Source organism: Bdellovibrionales bacterium (assembly GCA_016714165.1).
In the GTDB taxonomy this organism is placed as follows: Bacteria; Bdellovibrionota; Bdellovibrionia; order Bdellovibrionales; family UBA1609; genus JADJVA01.
The window spans coordinates 1,900,680-1,917,587 of sequence record JADJNU010000001.1; the positions used below are offsets into that span (position 1 = coordinate 1,900,680).

At 47.0% G+C, this 16,908-nt stretch carries 20 protein-coding genes; 7 read left to right on the forward strand and 13 right to left on the reverse strand.

The features are described from left to right. The first annotated feature begins 6 nt into the window (after nucleotides 1–6). From IPJ71_08505 to IPJ71_08520, 4 genes are all read left to right on the forward strand, one after another. Entirely contained in the window at nucleotides 7–969 is a 963-nt protein-coding gene (locus tag IPJ71_08505; GenBank protein ID MBK7843720.1) for a hypothetical protein, read from the forward strand. Beyond that, nucleotides 942–1,739 carry an rRNA pseudouridine synthase gene (locus tag IPJ71_08510; protein ID MBK7843721.1) on the forward strand — a complete coding sequence of 266 codons (798 nt, stop codon included), beginning with the start codon at nucleotides 942–944 and terminating at the stop codon, nucleotides 1,737–1,739. Before IPJ71_08505 ends, IPJ71_08510 begins: the two co-directional genes overlap by 28 nt. A 138-nt stretch (nucleotides 1,740–1,877) precedes the next feature. Then, nucleotides 1,878–2,876 carry a hypothetical protein gene (locus tag IPJ71_08515; GenBank protein ID MBK7843722.1) on the forward strand — a complete coding sequence of 333 codons (999 nt, stop codon included), beginning with the start codon at nucleotides 1,878–1,880 and terminating at the stop codon, nucleotides 2,874–2,876. A gap of 68 nt (nucleotides 2,877–2,944) precedes the next feature. Continuing rightward, the gene (locus IPJ71_08520) at nucleotides 2,945–4,843 is read left to right on the forward strand and encodes a hypothetical protein (GenBank protein MBK7843723.1); all 1,899 of its coding nucleotides are present in this window, start codon (nucleotides 2,945–2,947) and stop codon (nucleotides 4,841–4,843) included. Nucleotides 4,844–5,480: 637 nt separating this feature from the next. Here the strand turns inward: IPJ71_08520 and IPJ71_08525 are convergent. Further along, nucleotides 5,481–6,536, reverse strand: coding sequence for an NnrS family protein (locus tag IPJ71_08525; protein MBK7843724.1), 1,056 nt, complete (start codon nucleotides 6,534–6,536; stop codon nucleotides 5,481–5,483). 235 nt (nucleotides 6,537–6,771) lie between these two features. Between IPJ71_08525 and IPJ71_08530 the strand changes: the two genes are divergently transcribed. Next, nucleotides 6,772–7,440 (forward strand): hypothetical protein, encoded by a 669-nt coding sequence (locus IPJ71_08530; GenBank protein MBK7843725.1) that lies wholly within the window; start codon nucleotides 6,772–6,774, stop codon nucleotides 7,438–7,440. Here the strand turns inward: IPJ71_08530 and smpB are convergent. The 6 genes from smpB to IPJ71_08560 all read right to left on the reverse strand — a co-directional run bounded on the left by smpB (nucleotide 7,385) and on the right by IPJ71_08560 (nucleotide 11,381). Next, on the reverse strand, nucleotides 7,385–7,849 hold the full coding sequence (gene smpB / locus IPJ71_08535) for an SsrA-binding protein SmpB (GenBank protein MBK7843726.1): 465 nt from the start codon (nucleotides 7,847–7,849) through the stop codon (nucleotides 7,385–7,387). The two genes, IPJ71_08530 and smpB, sit on opposite strands and share 56 nt — an antisense overlap. Further along, nucleotides 7,837–8,688 (reverse strand): ribosomal RNA small subunit methyltransferase A, encoded by an 852-nt coding sequence (gene rsmA, locus IPJ71_08540; protein ID MBK7843727.1) that lies wholly within the window; start codon nucleotides 8,686–8,688, stop codon nucleotides 7,837–7,839. The genes smpB and rsmA overlap by 13 nt, the downstream gene beginning before the upstream one ends. Continuing rightward, nucleotides 8,685–9,746, reverse strand: a complete 1,062-nt coding sequence (gene tsaD / locus IPJ71_08545; GenBank protein ID MBK7843728.1) for a tRNA (adenosine(37)-N6)-threonylcarbamoyltransferase complex transferase subunit TsaD — start codon at nucleotides 9,744–9,746, stop codon at nucleotides 8,685–8,687. Before tsaD ends, rsmA begins: the two co-directional genes overlap by 4 nt. Nucleotides 9,747–9,841: 95 nt before the next feature. After that, the gene (locus IPJ71_08550) at nucleotides 9,842–10,528 is read right to left on the reverse strand and encodes a hypothetical protein (GenBank protein ID MBK7843729.1); all 687 of its coding nucleotides are present in this window, start codon (nucleotides 10,526–10,528) and stop codon (nucleotides 9,842–9,844) included. Then, complete coding sequence (locus tag IPJ71_08555; GenBank protein MBK7843730.1) at nucleotides 10,525–10,836, reverse strand: DUF4398 domain-containing protein; 312 nt, start codon at nucleotides 10,834–10,836, stop codon at nucleotides 10,525–10,527. The genes IPJ71_08550 and IPJ71_08555 overlap by 4 nt, the downstream gene beginning before the upstream one ends. A 35-nt stretch (nucleotides 10,837–10,871) precedes the next feature. Next, nucleotides 10,872–11,381, reverse strand: a complete 510-nt coding sequence (locus IPJ71_08560) for an OmpA family protein (protein ID MBK7843731.1) — start codon at nucleotides 11,379–11,381, stop codon at nucleotides 10,872–10,874. Nucleotides 11,382–11,672: 291 nt separating this feature from the next. Here IPJ71_08560 and IPJ71_08565 point away from each other — a divergent pair, with 291 nt between their 5' ends. Both IPJ71_08565 and IPJ71_08570 read left to right on the forward strand, forming a co-directional pair. Continuing rightward, nucleotides 11,673–12,095: a single-stranded DNA-binding protein gene (locus tag IPJ71_08565; GenBank protein ID MBK7843732.1), complete on the forward strand. Its 423-nt coding sequence runs from the start codon at nucleotides 11,673–11,675 to the stop codon at nucleotides 12,093–12,095. 77 nt (nucleotides 12,096–12,172) lie between these two features. Next, the gene (locus IPJ71_08570) at nucleotides 12,173–12,667 is read left to right on the forward strand and encodes a hypothetical protein (GenBank protein MBK7843733.1); all 495 of its coding nucleotides are present in this window, start codon (nucleotides 12,173–12,175) and stop codon (nucleotides 12,665–12,667) included. Nucleotides 12,668–12,669: 2 nt separating this feature from the next. Here the strand turns inward: IPJ71_08570 and IPJ71_08575 are convergent, their stop codons facing one another. Genes IPJ71_08575 through rsmD form a run of 6 tightly spaced genes read right to left on the reverse strand, consistent with a single transcriptional unit; the run spans nucleotide 12,670 to nucleotide 16,900 of the window. Continuing rightward, nucleotides 12,670–12,906, reverse strand: coding sequence for a hypothetical protein (locus IPJ71_08575; GenBank protein MBK7843734.1), 237 nt, complete (start codon nucleotides 12,904–12,906; stop codon nucleotides 12,670–12,672). 5 nt (nucleotides 12,907–12,911) lie between these two features. Continuing rightward, nucleotides 12,912–14,000 carry a DUF2802 domain-containing protein gene (locus IPJ71_08580; protein MBK7843735.1) on the reverse strand — a complete coding sequence of 363 codons (1,089 nt, stop codon included), beginning with the start codon at nucleotides 13,998–14,000 and terminating at the stop codon, nucleotides 12,912–12,914. A gap of 25 nt (nucleotides 14,001–14,025) precedes the next feature. Beyond that, nucleotides 14,026–14,571 carry a hypothetical protein gene (locus tag IPJ71_08585; protein MBK7843736.1) on the reverse strand — a complete coding sequence of 182 codons (546 nt, stop codon included), beginning with the start codon at nucleotides 14,569–14,571 and terminating at the stop codon, nucleotides 14,026–14,028. 32 nt (nucleotides 14,572–14,603) lie between these two features. Then, on the reverse strand, nucleotides 14,604–15,800 hold the full coding sequence (locus IPJ71_08590) for a pyridoxal phosphate-dependent aminotransferase (protein MBK7843737.1): 1,197 nt from the start codon (nucleotides 15,798–15,800) through the stop codon (nucleotides 14,604–14,606). 36 nt (nucleotides 15,801–15,836) lie between these two features. Continuing rightward, the gene (gene coaD / locus IPJ71_08595) at nucleotides 15,837–16,319 is read right to left on the reverse strand and encodes a pantetheine-phosphate adenylyltransferase (GenBank protein MBK7843738.1); all 483 of its coding nucleotides are present in this window, start codon (nucleotides 16,317–16,319) and stop codon (nucleotides 15,837–15,839) included. Further along, complete coding sequence (gene rsmD, locus IPJ71_08600) at nucleotides 16,319–16,900, reverse strand: 16S rRNA (guanine(966)-N(2))-methyltransferase RsmD (protein ID MBK7843739.1); 582 nt, start codon at nucleotides 16,898–16,900, stop codon at nucleotides 16,319–16,321. The genes coaD and rsmD overlap by 1 nt, the downstream gene beginning before the upstream one ends. Nucleotides 16,901–16,908: the final 8 nt, after the last annotated feature.

Below are 16,908 nucleotides of genomic sequence, written 5' to 3' on the forward strand. Positions count from 1 at the left end.
TTTCTTTTGAAACTAAATCCCCAGACACATTCGGCGCGTCTTAGCTTTTACCATTGGGTCAAAAATTTTCTCGATCTAAATGCCGAGCTTCAGGCAGATATGATAGATCGCTTCTACGACCATGCCTTATTGATCTCCCACTGGCAAACGAACTCCCAATTGTTGGGGGAAACGGTCGCCCAAGACCTTCTTCTTTTTTCTCGCTCACATACACTGAATTTCGATCCCAAAGATGTTCGACATGCCCATCAGCTACAGACTGTTGAGCTCAGTCATTCCCGCGATTTGCTCTCGACAATTGAAGCTCACATGGAAACATCGAAGGCTCACGGAAAATTTAAAATATTGCCACTCAACAACCACCAAATTCTCACGATACAGGCCACCCCCAATCAAGGCTTTCTCGTGCGCGTATTCACCAATCAAATGAAAGTTGCGGGCCACCAGCTAAAACCGTTGGCACCTCTGACTCAGCTTCAGTATTCATCTCAATTAGAACTTATTCCGGGGCTGGTTCAGATTTTACAGACAGGCCACACCGCTTGGTCAAAATTTCAGATAGATGATGATGGGTGCCATGGCTTGCTTGTCAAGGGCTATATTTTTCAAAAGGCCGAAGTTTTTGTCGGTAAGAATATGAGCCTTTACCCGGAACTCTATTACGGGCTCAAACAACTTGAGAGGTTTTACATTGACCTAAGGTCAGACCCGCTTTATCAGGAATTGGCATCAATGCTCGAGAAGGCTCTCAATTTGATCGGAACCCAACATCCCGAAGCCTACACATTGGCCGACACAGCACTTCGAAAAGGTCGGCTGGCCCTCAAGAATATTTTTCCCGATGACAAGCTGCTGCGTCTTCTGGTAACCAACCTAGAGTATCGAATAACTGAGGGTCATCAAGTCTTCAAAAATGGACCCCAACCAGAAACTGACGAATCATGTCTCCTGTCCCAACCAGCAAATTAATTCGCCTCAACAAGTACCTTGCAGATTGTGGCGTTTCCAGCCGACGCAAGGCCGATGAATTGATCGACTCGGGTGATGTTCAGATCAATGGGAAAACCGTTTTTGAACTGGGGATCAAGGTCGATCCTCAAAATGATCGGGTCACACTCAAAGGCAAACTCCTCCGCCAGGACAATCAAAAGGTTTATGTGATGTTTTATAAGCCTAAACATGTTCTGACTTCCATGAGCGATCCAGAAGGCCGCCCCACGGTGGCAGATTATTTTCGCAAACTGCCATTCAGATTATTTCCAGTGGGTCGTCTCGATTGGGACACAGAAGGCCTCATTCTTCTAACGAATGATGGCGAATTCGCCCAGAAAGTCATGCATCCTCGACATGAAATACCCAAGGCTTACCTGGCTAAGCTCAATGGCAAACCAACCGATGAGCAGCTCCGAAAACTCGTACAAGGAGTTTCTATCATCGGTGGCAGAGTCAGAGCACAAAGTGCCGATCGCGCCCGAGGCAAGGGCTCTGTTCAATACGATTGGGTGAGAGTGGTTATCACTGAAGGTAAAAATCGACAAATTCGAAAAATGTTTGAAAAAATTGGGTTTGACGTTAAAAAACTTCAGCGAGTTTCTATTGGCCAATTGAAACTTGGAAACCTCAAACACGGCGAACACAAGTTGTTAGGACCCGAAGACCTCCGCAAGATCTTCGCTCGCAAGGTGAAGAAGGAAAAACAAAAATCACTCAAGAAAAATGCACTTCTCAAGCGAACCTGACGCGGATGAGTGTTCTATTATAAGAATCCATAAGGCGCGAAAATCCCTCTATTGCAATAGATTTGGATTTTAAATTTTATTTATTTAAGTCTCATTCTGGGTACCTGAATACAGGGTGAATTAGATTAGAATAGAGGGATGCGGAAACGTCACCTGGGATCGAAAAGATCCAGCTTTTCTTGTAGGAGAAGTCCTCCTTTCTTTGGCCTTCTATTTTTACCGATTTTATTAGGCCTTGTTGCCTCGTCTAGTTGTCGTCTAAATGACAATACAATCAGGGGTCAAATTGGACCCGATCCCGACACTAATGCTGTTACCGATGCCACGCCCGATGCCTTTGGCTTTGCCGATCAAAATAATCTGCTTCTCTCAACTCTATACTATTCAGAGATTGTACAGATTACCGGTATCGACAAGAAAGTTGATATCACCCTGTCAGGAGATGGCAGCTCTGAGTACCGAGTCTGCTCTGATATCTCTTGTACCCAAGAGATACAAGCATGGGGGGCTTTCCCTGCCACTAGTCTAGTCAAAAAGAAGAACTATGTTCAGCTAAGACTAACGTCTTCATCAACCTACAACACTCTGAAGCAAGCTAGCTTGAAAGTGGGCGAGACGACCGCGACTTGGAAAGCTAGAACAATAGCTCTCCCACCTCCAACGGCAGGACCGTGGAAACAAGTGGTTCCGGGAAAGGCCCACACCTGTGGGCTCGCGAGCGGCGGCAAGGCCTATTGTTGGGGAAGAGATTTCGAGGGCCAATTGGGCGAGAATGGGGATGGGGATAACTTGACTGAGAATATTCCGGTGCTCATTGACACATCAAACCTGAGCGCGGGTTCAAGCTTTATCTCTCTTGTGGCAGGAAGCTTCCACACCTGCGGGCTCGCCAGCGACGGAAAGGCCTATTGTTGGGGAAGGGATTTCGAGGGCCAATTGGGCGAGAATGGGGATGGGGATAACTTGACTGAGAATATTCCGGTGCTCATTGACACATCAAACCTGAGCGCGGGCTCAAGCTTTATCTCTCTTGTGGCAGGAAATTTCCACACCTGCGGGCTCGCCAGCGACGGAAAGGCCTATTGCTGGGGAAGGGATTTCGAAGGCCAATTGGGCGAGAATGGGGGATGGGGATAATTTAGACGAGAATATTCCGGTGCTCGTTGACACATCAAACCTGAGCGCGGGCTCAAGCTATCTCTCTTGTGGCAGGAGTGGACCACACCTGCGGGCTCGCCAGCGACGGAAAGGCCTATTGTTGGGGGGCGGATACCTACGGTAAATTGGGCGAGAATGGGGATGGGGATAATTTAGACGAGAATATTCCGGTGCTCGTTGACACATCAAACCTGAGCGCGGGCTCAAGCTTTATCTCCCTGACGGCAGGAATGGGCCACACCTGCGGGCTCGCCAGCGACGGAAAGGCCTATTGTTGGGGGTGGGATTCCGATGGCCAATTGGGCGAGAATGGGGATGGGGATAATTTAGACGAGAATATTCCGGTGCTCGTTGACACATCAAACCTGAGCGCGGGCTCAAGCTTTATCTCCCTGACGGCAGGAATGGGCCACACCTGCGGGCTCGCCAGCGACGGAAAGGCCTATTGTTGGGGAAGGGATTTCGAGGGCCAATTGGGCGAGAATGGGGATGGGGATAATTTAGATGAGAATACTCCGGCCCTCGTTGACACATCAATCCTGAGCGCAGGCTCAAGCTTTATCTCTCTTGTGGCAGGAAATTACCACACCTGCGGGCTCGCCAGCGACGGAAAGGCCTATTGTTGGGGGTGGGATTCCGATGGCCAATTGGGCGAGGATGGGGATGGGGATAATTTAGACGAGAATATTCCGGTACTCGTTGACACATCAAACCTGAGCGCGGGCTCAAGCTTTATCTCTCTTGTGGCAGGAGTGGACCACACCTGCGGGCTCGCCAGCGATGGAAAGGCTTATTGTTGGGGATCAGATTCCTTTGGCCAATTGGGCGAGAACGGGGATGGGGATAATTTAGACGAGAATATTCCGGTGCTCGTTGACACATCAAACCTGAGCGCAGGCTCAAGCTTTATCTCTCTTGTGGCAGGAAATTACCACACCTGCGGGCTCGCCAGCGACGGAAAGGCTTATTGTTGGGGATCAGATTCCTTTGGCCAATTGGGCGAGAACGGGGATGGGGATAATTTAGACGAGAATACTCCGGCCCTCGTTGACACATCAATCCTGAGCGCGGGTTCAAGCTTTATCTCTCTTGTGACAGGAAGCTACCACACCTGCGGGCTCGCCAGCGACGGCAAGGCCTATTGTTGGGGAAGGGATTCCGAGGGCCAATTGGGCGAGAATGGGGATGGGGATAACTTGACTGAGAATATTCCGGTGCTCGTTGACACATCAAACCTGAGCGCGGGCTCAAGCTTTATCTCCCTGACGGCAGGAAGCTACCACACCGGCGGGCTCGCCAGCGACAGAAAGGCCTATTGTTGGGGAAGGGATTTCGAGGGCCAATTGGGCGAGAATGGGGATGGGGATAATTTAGACGAGAATATTCCGGTACTCGTTGACACATCAAACCTGAGCGCGGGCTCAAGCTTTATCTCTCTTGTGGCAGGAAATTACCACACCTGCGGGCTCGCCAGCGACGGAAAGGCTTATTGTTGGGGGTGGGATTTCGATGGCCAATTGGGGGAGAATGGGGATGGGGATAATTTAGACGAGAATATTCCGGTGCTCGTTGACACATCAATCCTGAGCGCAGGCTCAAGCTTTATCTCTCTTGTGGCAGGAAATTACCACACCTGCGGGCTCGCCAGCGACGGAAAGGCCTATTGTTGGGGAAGGGATTTCGGGGGCCAATTGGGCGAGGATGGGGATGGGGATAATTTAGACGAGAATATTCCGGTACTCGTTGACACATCAAACCTGAGCGCGGGCTCAAGCTTTATCTCTCTTATGGCAGGAGTGGACCACACCTGCGGGCTCGCCAGCGACGGCAAAGCCTATTGTTGGGGACGGGATTCCGAGGGCCAATTGGGCGAGAATGGGGATGGGGATAATTTAGACGAGAATATTCCTGTCGAAGTTGATAGCTCAGTACTTACATCCAATTAAATCATTGTTAGGTCCCGAAGACCTCCGGAAAATTTTCGCTCGCAAGGTAAAGAAGGAAAGACAAAAATCACTCAAGAAAGATGGGCTCCATAATAGTCTGATGGTTATGATAATCCACATATAGGTCAATATGGTTTCCTTAAGCCTTTTGGGATCTTTCGTTGTAGGCCAGGTTTTACGGATGAGGCGATTGAGGATTCTCGTCAGAGCAAGGGGCTTGAGCTTATCAAAATTCTTCTGATTTTTGATCCTCGACCAATGGGAAAGAAAACGAAACTTTCGAACGACCTGAGAAAGGATCCGAAGTTCAGATCCTTTCTCAGGTCGCTCGAAAATTTTTTAATTTAATACTGCGGTTGGCCCGCAAAGCCATTGGTGAATCTGTTGTATCCAAGACACAAGGAACTGGCTGAAATAAGTCTCAGGATTTCAGGATCGAGTTCGGCTTGGTGCAGTGCTCACAACGGGAGCGCTGCTGCCGGACGCATGTTTGAAGATCCTGGACTCCTGAGATTCAGTTCAGCCAGGCACCCTTGGAGTTTGGAACAACAAACAAGATAGCCAGTTGATGTCTAACAAGAGGGTCGCTCTAAGCTGCCCGGCTTGAGAATACGCAGAAAAAATGAGTAGCACCAAGTCAATATAGCTCCCATCCAAAAGAATACTGCCAAATGCAAAGATGATTACCCGCGCCTTCTCGGCCATACAAACCAAATGAAACGCGAAAAACCAAGGACAGTCCCATCAGTAAGACCAAGCCCCAAAGAACTGGGGTTTTTAGTTCCAATTCAATGGGATAGGCCCCGTGGGCCAAAGTCACCCGAGTTGCAACCGAAAAAGTGAGAAGAGAAAAACAACCAATAAATAGGAAATGAAGCCAAGTGATCTGCAGGTCCGGGCGCAGCCAACAAAGAAAAAATGAGAGAGGAATGGATGTCGCTACAATTCGCACCCCATATTTAAGGGGTGAGGGGCGCTCTGATCGACGATAAATCCTCCAGATAAATATCAGATAAGATAGAGAAAGAATAAAAAGCCCCAGATAAGCCCATTCGAATCCTAATCCAGCCAAAAACAGAAACAAGACCATCAGAATTCCAGATAAATGAAACAAAGGAGTCTTGAAGGGATTCTTTGAATTCTCAAACTCAGATGGCAGACCCGACAAAAAGGAAAAAAAACGCGTTCCTATTCCCAATATAAGAAGGAGAATAGGGCCCACGTAATAACAGAGAATCCCTAGAGAAGAATCACCAAATGCATAAGAATAACACCCCACCAGCGCCACTAAAAAAGCCAAGCCAATGTGAGAAAAAAAAATGGGCGGCCTCACTCGGCTTTTATAAAGCCTGCGGCCCCCATAAAAAGCCAGGAATAAGACCAACAGAGCACCAGTCATGAAAAACCACTTTGGATCAATAAACCAAGCTAGAAAAATCTGGACTAAAATAAGTCCCACCGAAAGAAGGATTTCCCACCATGATGCGGATTCAGTCCCGGACATTCGAGGAACTGCAGTCATGAGAAACCCAACTATAAAACTCCAAAGAAAGCCCCCCGCCAAAGTTCGAGAATGAATCAAAACAATTGGGGCCGAAAACAAGATATCTTGAAAAAGCCAAACACCAGCCCCAAATAAAGCGCACAAGACTCCCAGTGGAAAAAAAATTTGGTAGGGGGCTTGGTATTTCATTTCCAACTCCTCTTTTTTTTGCCAGGCTCAAACTACCTGACTTTCATACCTCAATCGAACCGTGCGCACAAGCCTCCGATGTCCAACGGCTGCGACCTTCGCAGGATGGGTAGGCAAAATAGTCCTCATACTAAGGTGACGAAGGAAAAAGTTTCCGACCGACTTACGAATTGAGTTGCCCAACTCTTGATAAAGAGTCTTCATAAAATAACTCAGCGTAGATACAATTGAGGTCATGTGGCTTAGTAAAGGAATGGAACATATTCACCCAGCAACCTACAAAAAGCGGGGAACGTTTTTTATTGATCGTGAGTTCCAACTGAAGTACGTGCTCATCGTATTGGCCTCAGGAGTTCTCGGGGCAACCGTTAACTTAATTCCCATCTATTTCTTTCTGGAACAGAACTATCGAATTTTTTATGACCTGGCCTTTCTTAGCGCTCCAGAACTCATTGATCAAATGGGTCGAGAGCGAATTTGGCTTCAACTTTTTTGTCTGAGTTCTTTCCTTTCAACGGCGGTATTTTTTAGTTTCGTCGCGTTCAGTTTAACGTCAAGAGTGCTCGGTCCCCTTAAAGTGATGCGAAACCATTTGAAACAGATCACTCGAGGGAATTGGCGTCTAAATCCTATCAAGGTTCGGGAAACCGACGAATTTCAGGATCTCATAGAAGCCTACAACTACTTCTATTCAAGCTATCGTACCATGCTACAAAAAGATCTAGATCGCCTCAAAAGGTTCAACATCGAGGCCAGCAATCGCGATGCCTATATGGCGTGGAGCCAAATGGTTGAAGAAAAATCCAGCCAGCTTCACCAACCCCACGACTACCCTCTTCCAAAACCAATCACCTTGACCGGCGCAAAGAGCGCTGAACCTCGCGATTCGCGTCGCGCGTCTTAAGCGATTCGCGTTTGTCGTGCCTCTTTTTTCCACGGGCCAAGGCCAATTCAACTTTTGCCTTGCCCTGCTTAAAATAGATCTTCAGGGGTATACATGTCAGACCTTTTTCCTGAATGGCTGCCGCGACTCTGTCTAACTCAGACCTATTCAGAAGCAATTTCCGCAATCTCTCAGGATGATGATTGTTATAACTGCTGGGTTTGTAAACAGGAATATGTGCGTTCTGCAAAAAGGCCTCACTCCCCTGAAATGACACGTAGGAGTCCTTCAAGGTGCATTTTCCTCCTCGCAAAGACTTCACTTCACTCCCCATGAGCACAAGACCTGCCTCCATCGTTTCGAGAACTTCATAATCAAAGCGAGCCTTTCGGTTATCGGCTACAAGCTTTATTCCGTTCACTTTCTGCATTTCACTTTTCCCATCTCGATATACAAATTCCAAAACTGCAAAGGACTCAATTCTTCCGCCCGAGCCAATCGACCGACTCCCAACCTCTCGCCCAGCAAAACCGCATCCTCTGATTTCATACCATACTTCTGATATTCGATATTTAAGTTCTTCCAAATCACTTTGCGTCGATAAGAAAATGCCGTCTTCACAAAATTCAGAAAGGACTGACTATTCGCTACCTCAGACGGATTACCAAAAGCATCCTTGCGATTGAACTTCAGCACCTGACTGGCTATTTTAGGAGACGGAAAAAAACACCTTGGCCCCGCATTGCACACGGAAGTAATCTCCCAGAACGTCTGAGACATAACTGAAAGCATTCCATAATTTTTATTCCGAGGAGAGGCTGTGATACGTTGAGCGACTTCTTTCTGAAACATCAAAATCATTGTTTTTAACTCTGGCGGGCCAAGACACCTGTCAATAACCAAGGAAGAAGAAATTTGATAGGGCAGATTGCTCACCAAAATTGTCCTTGGAGAAAGAGTCAGCGAGTCCCACTCAATTTGCAAGGCATCTCCTTCAATCATTTTTTGGCCACGCTCGCGCCAAAAATCCGCGAATTGACGATCAAGCTCTATCAATACCAATGGCCTATCCATTTTGCAGAGCGATTCAGTCAAGGATCCCAAGCCAGGACCGACCTCGATGATCAGCTCCCCTGGAGATGCTTTGACCGCAGCAATTATCTTAGCGACAACTTGTTCGTCGATAAGAAAATTCTGACCCAGAGACCTTTTTGGAGTCGCAGCATTTGACTCCAAGCGAGACAATATCAAGGATTTTAGATTCATCATGTATCAACCGAATGGATAAAATCATCGGGGAGCGACCTTGGGCAGGGCCCTATGTCATCACTTGCCCGCTCCCCCCTGTTAAGACGCAGTATTCCCGGATAACCAATCATTGCGGCATTGTCGGTACAATAACGGAGAGGAGGTACAACAACAAAAATTTTTCGTTTGCAACCCCATTCTTGGGCCGCCTGTCGTAACCGGGAATTCGCGCTGACCCCTCCCGAAATAAGAACACGATCAACGCCTGTTTTCTGAACTGCTCTTTCTAGTTTGGCCAACAAGACATCCACAATAGCTTCCTGATAGGATGCGCAGATCGAATGAATATTCGCCTTGCGGTCAGAGGCATCCATCTTTAGCCACTGATTTTGTGCAGATGTCTTTAATCCTGAGAAGCTAAAATTAAGGTGAGATTCATTTATCATTGCTCGAGGAAATGCAAACACAGAGGAATCCCCCAACTTTGCAAGTCGATCGACCTGAACTCCACCCGGAAAGCCCAGCCCTGCCATCTTTGCAAACTTATCAAATGCCTCCCCCGCTGCGTCATCTAAGGTTTGCCCGAGTACGTGGTATTCTCCAAGACCCTTAACTAAAATCAAATGGGTATGCCCTCCCGAAATGATTAGTCCAATGAAAGGAAAAACAAGTCCTCCGGGGGCCGGCGTCTGAGAGTCACTTAAGAGTCCGGCCCAGAGGTGTCCCTCCAAATGGTTCACCGTCACCAAAGGCAAGTTCCGAGCTAGGGCTAAAGACTTTGCTGTCACAAGTCCTACCAACAAGGATCCTACAAGACCCGGCCGCGAGGTCACGGCCAAACCATCGATATCCGTCCAACTTCGTCCCGCTTTTGCGAGTGTTGCGTCTACGAGGGGAAGAATACTAAGAGTGTGATTTCTAGAAGCAATCTCAGGAACAACCCCTCCAAAGGGCTCGTGGGCCAAATCTTGATTGGCAGAGCATACGGCTTCAACCCAACCATTCTGCATGACAATTGCAACCGATGTGTCATCGCAGCTAGTTTCAAGAGCCAACACCCGCTCGAACTGAGCTTTCATCATACAAATCAATTAGCACACAGACAACGGAAAGGCGAGAGATTCAGGGACTCGCTCGCAGTCCCCCACCGGCCCCACAAATAGGCCTCAAAGAACTATTTGATCGACTTGAGAAGAGACTTGGCCTGAACGGCTTCCTTCGCCTTGGGAAATTTTTCAACAACCTCTTCAAAGAATGGCTTGGCGTCACTGTTCATTCCAAGTTCTTTAAAACACACACCAATCTTAAAGGTCGCCGAAGCATAGTTCTTTCCCTTGGGATTTCCCTCCCGATATTTTTGAAAACTCACAATAGCAGTTTTCCATTCCTTCTTGGTAAAGGCCTCATCAGCAGCTTTGTAAGTCCCCTTTTCAACAGCCTTAAGATTTGAAGCTGCTGAAGAGGATGCGACCTCTCGCTCTCGTCTCATTTGTTCGAGGTCTTGACTGAACTGCTGAGATCGTGCTTCCAAAGAACGCAGAGCTTCTTCGAATATTTTAAAGCGCTCCTCGGTCTTTAATCTCTCAACATCGCGAGCTTTCATCACTTCCTGATGCTGAGTATTTGCCTCATTCAGCTGGTGTTCTAAATTCTCAACCTTGCCATTGATCACACGAAACTGCGTCTCGTAATCCTGAAATCGCAATTCATCGCGAGCCGCAGTCTGCTGCAAAGTAGAAAGTTGGGTTTTCATTTCCTTTTTTTGATCAGCCTCTTGCATTAAATCCGATCGAGTTCTCAGACAACCAAAAAGGAACACGAGCAACGCAGAAAATGTAACAAGAAGTTTCCCGTGCCTCATGGACCTCCATCTCCTGTTTGAAACAACCTCAACCGAGTCGCATTTTCAGCTTTTTCAGCAAAGATTCTCGCCTTTTCAAAATTCTCCCTGGCATCAACATAATCAGACTCTTGGAAGGACTTCTCTCCCTTGCGGTAGAACTCCTCAGCCTTGTGCCAAAATCCAGAAGCATAGCGAGCCGCTTCTTTGTCACGAGCGGCCTCCATGGCCGCCCTCGCGATCGTGTATTCGGAAATTGGTGGCCGAGAGGCACAACTCCAGCCACAAAAAAGGAGTGGAGAAAATATAAAAAACTTAAGTAACTTCATCACCTATCCCCGCCGTAGGGATTCTCCGACTTCAATTATTCTGGGAGAGGAACAAAGTTAGCGCGGCGATTCTTGGCGTGATCCTCTTCAGTATCGCCCATTGCCAATAATTTTTCCTTACCATAACTAATAATTGTCATCCGCTTGGCATCAATCCCCAAGCTCACCAAATAATTCTTAACTGCCTTGGCTCTTCTTTCACCCAAAGACAAGTTGTACTCGATAGAGCCCCTTGAGTCACAATGACCCTCGATTTGAATTGATAATTTCGGACTATTCTTAATCCACTGAACGTTAGAAGAAAGAGATTTTCGCGCCACAGTGGTCAAGGTCGCCTGGTCGTAATCAAAATGAACGCTGTTAAGACCTGCAATTTTACCACTGTCACTTCCCGTAGGATCAAAGGACATCCCTTCTGAAGAAACATTTGGATCGGCAGCCACATCACCTACTTGAGATGTATCTTCTTTTTTCTTAGAGCTTCCACATGACATCGTGAATATCATGGCTGTGGATACGAATAATAGCGCGAGAAACCTAGACATATGAACACTCCTTATTTTTGGAAGCCCCCATTCTAGGAATTGTGCTCAGAAAGTCAATTTAAACGAGAATCCACAGTCAATTACACTTGACGCCATTCAATAAGATTTTTCCGGCGGGCAAACGGAATCAGACTTTTTTTGCAAATTCTACTTTGTCTGAAGATCGGACCCAATCGGGCTTCTATGAGAATTTAAGCACTCAATTCGGCGACACGAGAATTGCTCTGCCAAGGAAAGCATCGAACTGGCTCAGCTGAGTCTCACCGAACTTCACCCATGGAGGATTTTAATATGAACAGTATCAATAGCGTCATTCTGACCGGCTACCTTGGCACCGACCCAGAAGTCAGAGAAAGCCAGAGCGGCTACTCTTACATTCACCTCAATCTAGCAACTCATCAGTCGCGTCGCAAAGGGGCCGACAAGGAATGGGAAACGCAAACACATTGGCACCGAATACTGGTCTTCGGCAATCTAGCAGATCGCTGTCGACTCCAACTTCGGCGTGGCTCCCCCGTTGCAGTCGAGGGAAGCCTGAGTTCGATGGAAATGAAAAACTCATCAGGCCAAAGTTACCGACAGGTCACAATTCTTGCTAATAAACTGAGTTTTATGTTTTCAAAGCAAAATCAAGATAATAATTGCACCGAGGAAGACCTAGAGTTCAGCGCAAGTCCACCTGAATTGGCAGGAGATCCGACACCTCTTTCTTGACTTTTCTCCCCCCACAGGAAATGATTATGATGTGCTGCATCTATTATGGCAGAGTGATGACTTCCTCCGGGGGAAAGATGGACAAGTTACAGTGGATTCGGGATCTAATTTCAGCTGAGCGGCAAATGGAAGAGTCTGGGATTGTTGACTTTTCGGCTGGATTTGATCCCGCGCAGGACGTCTCATTAACAACAATTGAATTTATGAATGATCTCAAGGCCTCGTTTGTTGAAAGTGCCTCAGCTTTCAATCAGCTCAAAGGATCCTCTATTGGACTCGTGAAAATCTATGGGATTTCAAAAACACAGGCCGACTTTATGCTCTTCCGAAATGGGTATAAACTCATTTTTTCAATTCGAAAACCTGGTCTCATTGGTGTTCGCTTCAATCAGATCGGTGCTAGTTTTTTACCCGGCCAAAATCCTGATGAAAATTTAGGGAAAGAAGATCTATTAAAAGGAGCATGGGGAGCTTTCGGAGAACTCAAATGGACTTACAACGACCAGGTAATTAATCTCGATTTCTTGGTCAGATACTATTTGAGCCGATTTATCCGAGAGAGCTCTAAATAGATTTAGATCGAAACGTCAATGTGTTGCCCTTGATTCTCAGCGAGACGAAAAGCATAAGGGCTGACGGCTGTTACGATCAAGTCTATAACACTGCCGCATTCTAAAATTTTTTGAGTTTGATTGCAAACACGAATCAAGTCACCTTGGAAACTAACAACCATAAAGCCATCGTCTTGAATTTCTAAAATGCGTCCTTTGACATAATCTCCTGCTTTCAAATGAGAAAGAGTCAGTTTCACAGAAATTATCTCGACGGATCGTTCGAATCTATGCGGGGAAATTCCACTCTTCTGATCACTTTTTCCTCCTTTTTTAACACAAAAGGGATGGGCTTATGGCCTGCAGGTGACCCTTGTACTGATTCGGGCATTATGATCTCCAATTCGGAATCAATCGCCGGAGAATCAACCGCTCCAGATTTCTTTGCATCCTGACAATCATCTGTGGCAGGAAGGAAGACTGGATCCAGCTTCTGCTCCTGGTCTCTAGCGCTCTCTTTAAACGCAATTCCACGGTCGTGCAGCATTTCGGTGGCCTTGCCAATGATTTTCTCAGTCAAACTGCGAGCAGACTCCACCACGGGATGGGGCTCAGTTCGAGACTGCGCCACCTGCTGCTCCTCATAGTCTCGACAGGCTTGCCGAAATTCATCTCCCAACTTTTTTAAAGAAGAATAATCTCCCTCGGGAATATCGAAGGCACGCCCCAGATCTTTCTCTCGAAATTCAAAATCCTCAGCCGACTCTTTGAATACAAATGCATCACGGCTATCAGTACCTGTGAATTGGCCTCCAACAGCTTCATCATTGGCACCCGACTGCTTGGCCCACTCCGGTAGAGCGCTAGAATCAAACATTAAAGTGTCTCTATTGACCTTTGCAATAAATTCTATCTCACCGATAGGCAAATCCACCATTTGAGAAATCTCAGCAACTGTCCTTCCTTCGTGAGCAAGCTGAGCCGCCTTGATATACTTAATCGTATTTTGCCTTTCAATAATTTCCTCATGCGGGATTTTGTCTTGGAATATCTCCGCAACTTCTCGGCTTCTCTGCATTGATTGGTCTATCATCTGAAGCTGCTTTTGAAATTCCTCAATTTTCGTCTGAACTTGCCGAACCTTCTGTTCCAAAAGAGCAGTCAATTGCCCAACCTGCAACTCTGTGCGATCCGAAAGATCTTCAAGGACCGCGATTTTGCTCTGCAGCAATTGAAGCCCGCGGCTGAGTCGAGGATCATCTTGCGGTGGCTGCTTAAGTTTTACCCAAAGAACATAAACTCCCACGGCCAAAACCAGATCGACCAAACCTTGAAGCCAGTCCATCCCATCCATCAGTCACCCTCCCCTCAAAATGACTCTAGAACCAGAACTTAGCAGCAAACATAAAATTAAGGGCACTGAATCCCTTTAATGTATTCCCGGAATAGGACGAGGATTCAATAGAAATCCAACTTCCCTCGACTCCAAGAGATACACTCTCGTTCAGAAATTTATCATAACCAAAGACTACCCCATAATGAGTGGGGCTCGTATTGAAAGTGGGTCCCACTTTCAACTTTGTGGTCCCTACTCGAACCCCAACGAAGGCCCCATCGGCAACACCTTCAAAATGAAAAGACCCCTCGATACCAAAAAGACCATAATTGATATCGGTCTGAAGCCCACCCACATCTTCCGACTTAGCAGAATTAAGATAATAAGCGCCGACGCCAAGTTCCCCATCAAGTCTCGTGCCTCCTACCAATCCAAAAGCAACACGGGAACTGGTGTTCTCATAACTTGGAACACTAATGCCGCCAATGGCGCCAAGATAACCTCTGGCCTGCGCAAATGCAGACATTCCAGGCCCTGAAACAAAAAACAAAGCACCCATCGACACAAAACAAGAAATTAAGCTTCTCAACACACACCCCCTGTTGCCGTCTTCTTTTCTTATCATTCAAGTCTATCCAAAAAGGACTCTATTCTCATGAGAGCCTTGCCCAGTCTGTCCTCATTGAGCGCAAAACTCAACCTCAAGAATCCGGGGGCCCCAAATTCAACACCAGGCACAACCGCTACTAACTCTTCCTCCAAAAGGACTTTTGCAATGTCCGAACAGCCCGCAAGGCATTTGCCTTTAAATCCCCTTCCGCAAATCTTACCAAAATCGGGCCAAATATAAAAGGCCCCTTGAGGCCTTTCAACTACGATGTCCTTCATTTTTGACAATCTGTCGAAAACAAAATCTCGACGAGCATGAAGCTTTTTGAGAAACGGCTTTAAACTTTCGCTTCCAGAACGCAAAGCCTCAAGGGCAGCAATCTGGGTAAAAGGACTTGCGCAACTGACCGATTGGCTCTGAAGATTTGTCATCGCCTTTATAATCTCATGTGGGCCCAAGGCCCAGCCCAATCGCCACCCCGTCATGGCATATGTTTTAGAAACTCCATTGACCACCAGAATTCTATCCACAAGGTCTGGGGCCACATGCAAGAGATGAGGAGCGACGGATTCACCTGTAAAAACAAGTCGATTGTAAATGTCATCGCTGAGAACGACGACCTCTCTGTGGGCCCTCAGCACCTCGGCAATGGCCCGCAACTCGTCGCGAGTATAAATCACTCCCGTCGGGTTGCTTGGAGAATTGAGAATCAACATTTTTGTCCGAGAACTCAAACTTCGAGCTAAAATCTCAGGCGTGAGTTTAAACCCTTCCTTTGCTCCACAATTTGCAATGACCGGGAGACCTCCTGCCAATTCTACCATCGTGGGATAGCTCACCCAGTACGGTGAGGGGATGACAACTTCATCACCCGGGTTAATCAGACACTGGAGCGCACTATAGATCACAAATTTTGCTCCGGCTGTAACAGTCACTTGCTTCGGGTCATAGTGAACCCCTAAATCTAAGACGGTCTGTTGGCAAATAGCCGCACGTAACTCGGGCGTCCCTTCAGCAGGACCGTACTTTGTTTGCCCTGCCTGAATTGCCTCTATTCCTGCCTTTTTTATGAGATCAAAGGTGTCCCAGTCCGGCTCACCCACGGTGAGAGAATAGACATCAAGACCTTGATTTTTTAACTCCTTCGCTTTGGCAGCGAGAGCGAGTGTGGGTGACGATTTTAGATTTTCAACACGTTTTGAGAGCATTTAACAACCCTTTATTTAAATTTATAAATTACGAAATTATTTATTCCTAATGCAAGTTCTTAGCGCCTCAACAACTGGCTCAGGCACCAAATCCTGGAGAGAACCCCCGTTAATGGCAACCTCTTTCACCATGCGTGAGGACACATAATTGTATTCAGGGCGCGTGAACACAATCATCGTTTCAATTTCAGGGGCCAATTTATGATTCATATTTGCCATTGCCAATTCATACTCATAATCAGAAACCGCCCGGAGACCACGAACAATAACCTGAGCTCCAATCTGACGAACAAAGTCAATTGTCAGACCCGAATAACATTCAATTTTTAACTTCGGAGAGGGCGCCAAACAATCCGCTATCATATTGACCCGCTGAGTTCCGCTGAAAAAATATTGCTTCTGCTCGGCCTGAGCAACAAGGACAATGACCTCATCATAAAGGGGCAATATACGCTGAATAATGTCCAAATGGCCAAACGTAATCGGGTCGAAACTTCCAGGATATACGGCGCGAATCATCAATCACCTCGCCCACCATCAGAGTCGCTCTCCGACAGGACAAAGAACGACAACAACTTATCACCAAAACTACGCCTGTCCAAGAGAATATAGGGGGGATAGCTATCTTCAATTTGTTCATGCTGACCAGATTCAATGACGACTGTCCCACCCTCCCTCAACAGGGACGACCCCGAGATCGCCTCCATTACCTCATGGGCGATCTGCTCCGTAAACGGTGGGTCTGCGAGAATAAGATCAAAAGGGGTGCCCCGCCAGCGCTTGATAAATCGAGATACATCCTCCTTGACGACCTGGACTTGAGAACTTCCAGTGAGTCCCAAAAGATCTAGATTTTTTTTCAAAATACTCAGACTTTTGGCACTCAATTCCACAAAAGTCACAGATGCCGCACCGCGCGAGAGCGCCTCAATTCCCAAATTCCCGGTTCCAGCAAATAGATCTAGGACCTGAGCTTCAGAAACCTCATGAATCAACTTATTAAATAAGCTCTCCTTGACTCTGTCTGTCGTCGGCCGAATATGAGGGGCATGAAAGGAAACCAAATTCCTTCCCTTAAATTTTCCAGAGATAACTCTCATCGTCGATT

Coding starts and splice junctions, on each gene's coding strand:
- IPJ71_08570 (MBK7843733.1), top strand. CDS start 12,173: ATGGACAAGTTACAGTGGATTCGGGATCTAATTTCAGCTGAGCGGCAA.
- IPJ71_08565 (MBK7843732.1), top strand. CDS start 11,673: ATGAACAGTATCAATAGCGTCATTCTGACCGGCTACCTTGGCACCGAC.
- tsaD (MBK7843728.1), bottom strand. CDS start 9,746: ATGAAAGCTCAGTTCGAGCGGGTGTTGGCTCTTGAAACTAGCTGCGAT.
- IPJ71_08555 (MBK7843730.1), bottom strand. CDS start 10,836: ATGAAGTTACTTAAGTTTTTTATATTTTCTCCACTCCTTTTTTGTGGC.
- coaD (MBK7843738.1), bottom strand. CDS start 16,319: ATGATTCGCGCCGTATATCCTGGAAGTTTCGACCCGATTACGTTTGGC.
- IPJ71_08525 (MBK7843724.1), bottom strand. CDS start 6,536: ATGAAATACCAAGCCCCCTACCAAATTTTTTTTCCACTGGGAGTCTTG.
- smpB (MBK7843726.1), bottom strand. CDS start 7,849: ATGCAGAAAGTGAACGGAATAAAGCTTGTAGCCGATAACCGAAAGGCT.
- IPJ71_08515 (MBK7843722.1), top strand. CDS start 1,878: ATGCGGAAACGTCACCTGGGATCGAAAAGATCCAGCTTTTCTTGTAGG.
- IPJ71_08510 (MBK7843721.1), top strand. CDS start 942: ATGTCTCCTGTCCCAACCAGCAAATTAATTCGCCTCAACAAGTACCTT.
- rsmA (MBK7843727.1), bottom strand. CDS start 8,688: ATGATGAATCTAAAATCCTTGATATTGTCTCGCTTGGAGTCAAATGCT.
- IPJ71_08530 (MBK7843725.1), top strand. CDS start 6,772: ATGTGGCTTAGTAAAGGAATGGAACATATTCACCCAGCAACCTACAAA.
- IPJ71_08580 (MBK7843735.1), bottom strand. CDS start 14,000: ATGGATGGGATGGACTGGCTTCAAGGTTTGGTCGATCTGGTTTTGGCC.
- rsmD (MBK7843739.1), bottom strand. CDS start 16,900: ATGAGAGTTATCTCTGGAAAATTTAAGGGAAGGAATTTGGTTTCCTTT.
- IPJ71_08550 (MBK7843729.1), bottom strand. CDS start 10,528: ATGAGGCACGGGAAACTTCTTGTTACATTTTCTGCGTTGCTCGTGTTC.
- IPJ71_08560 (MBK7843731.1), bottom strand. CDS start 11,381: ATGTCTAGGTTTCTCGCGCTATTATTCGTATCCACAGCCATGATATTC.
- IPJ71_08590 (MBK7843737.1), bottom strand. CDS start 15,800: ATGCTCTCAAAACGTGTTGAAAATCTAAAATCGTCACCCACACTCGCT.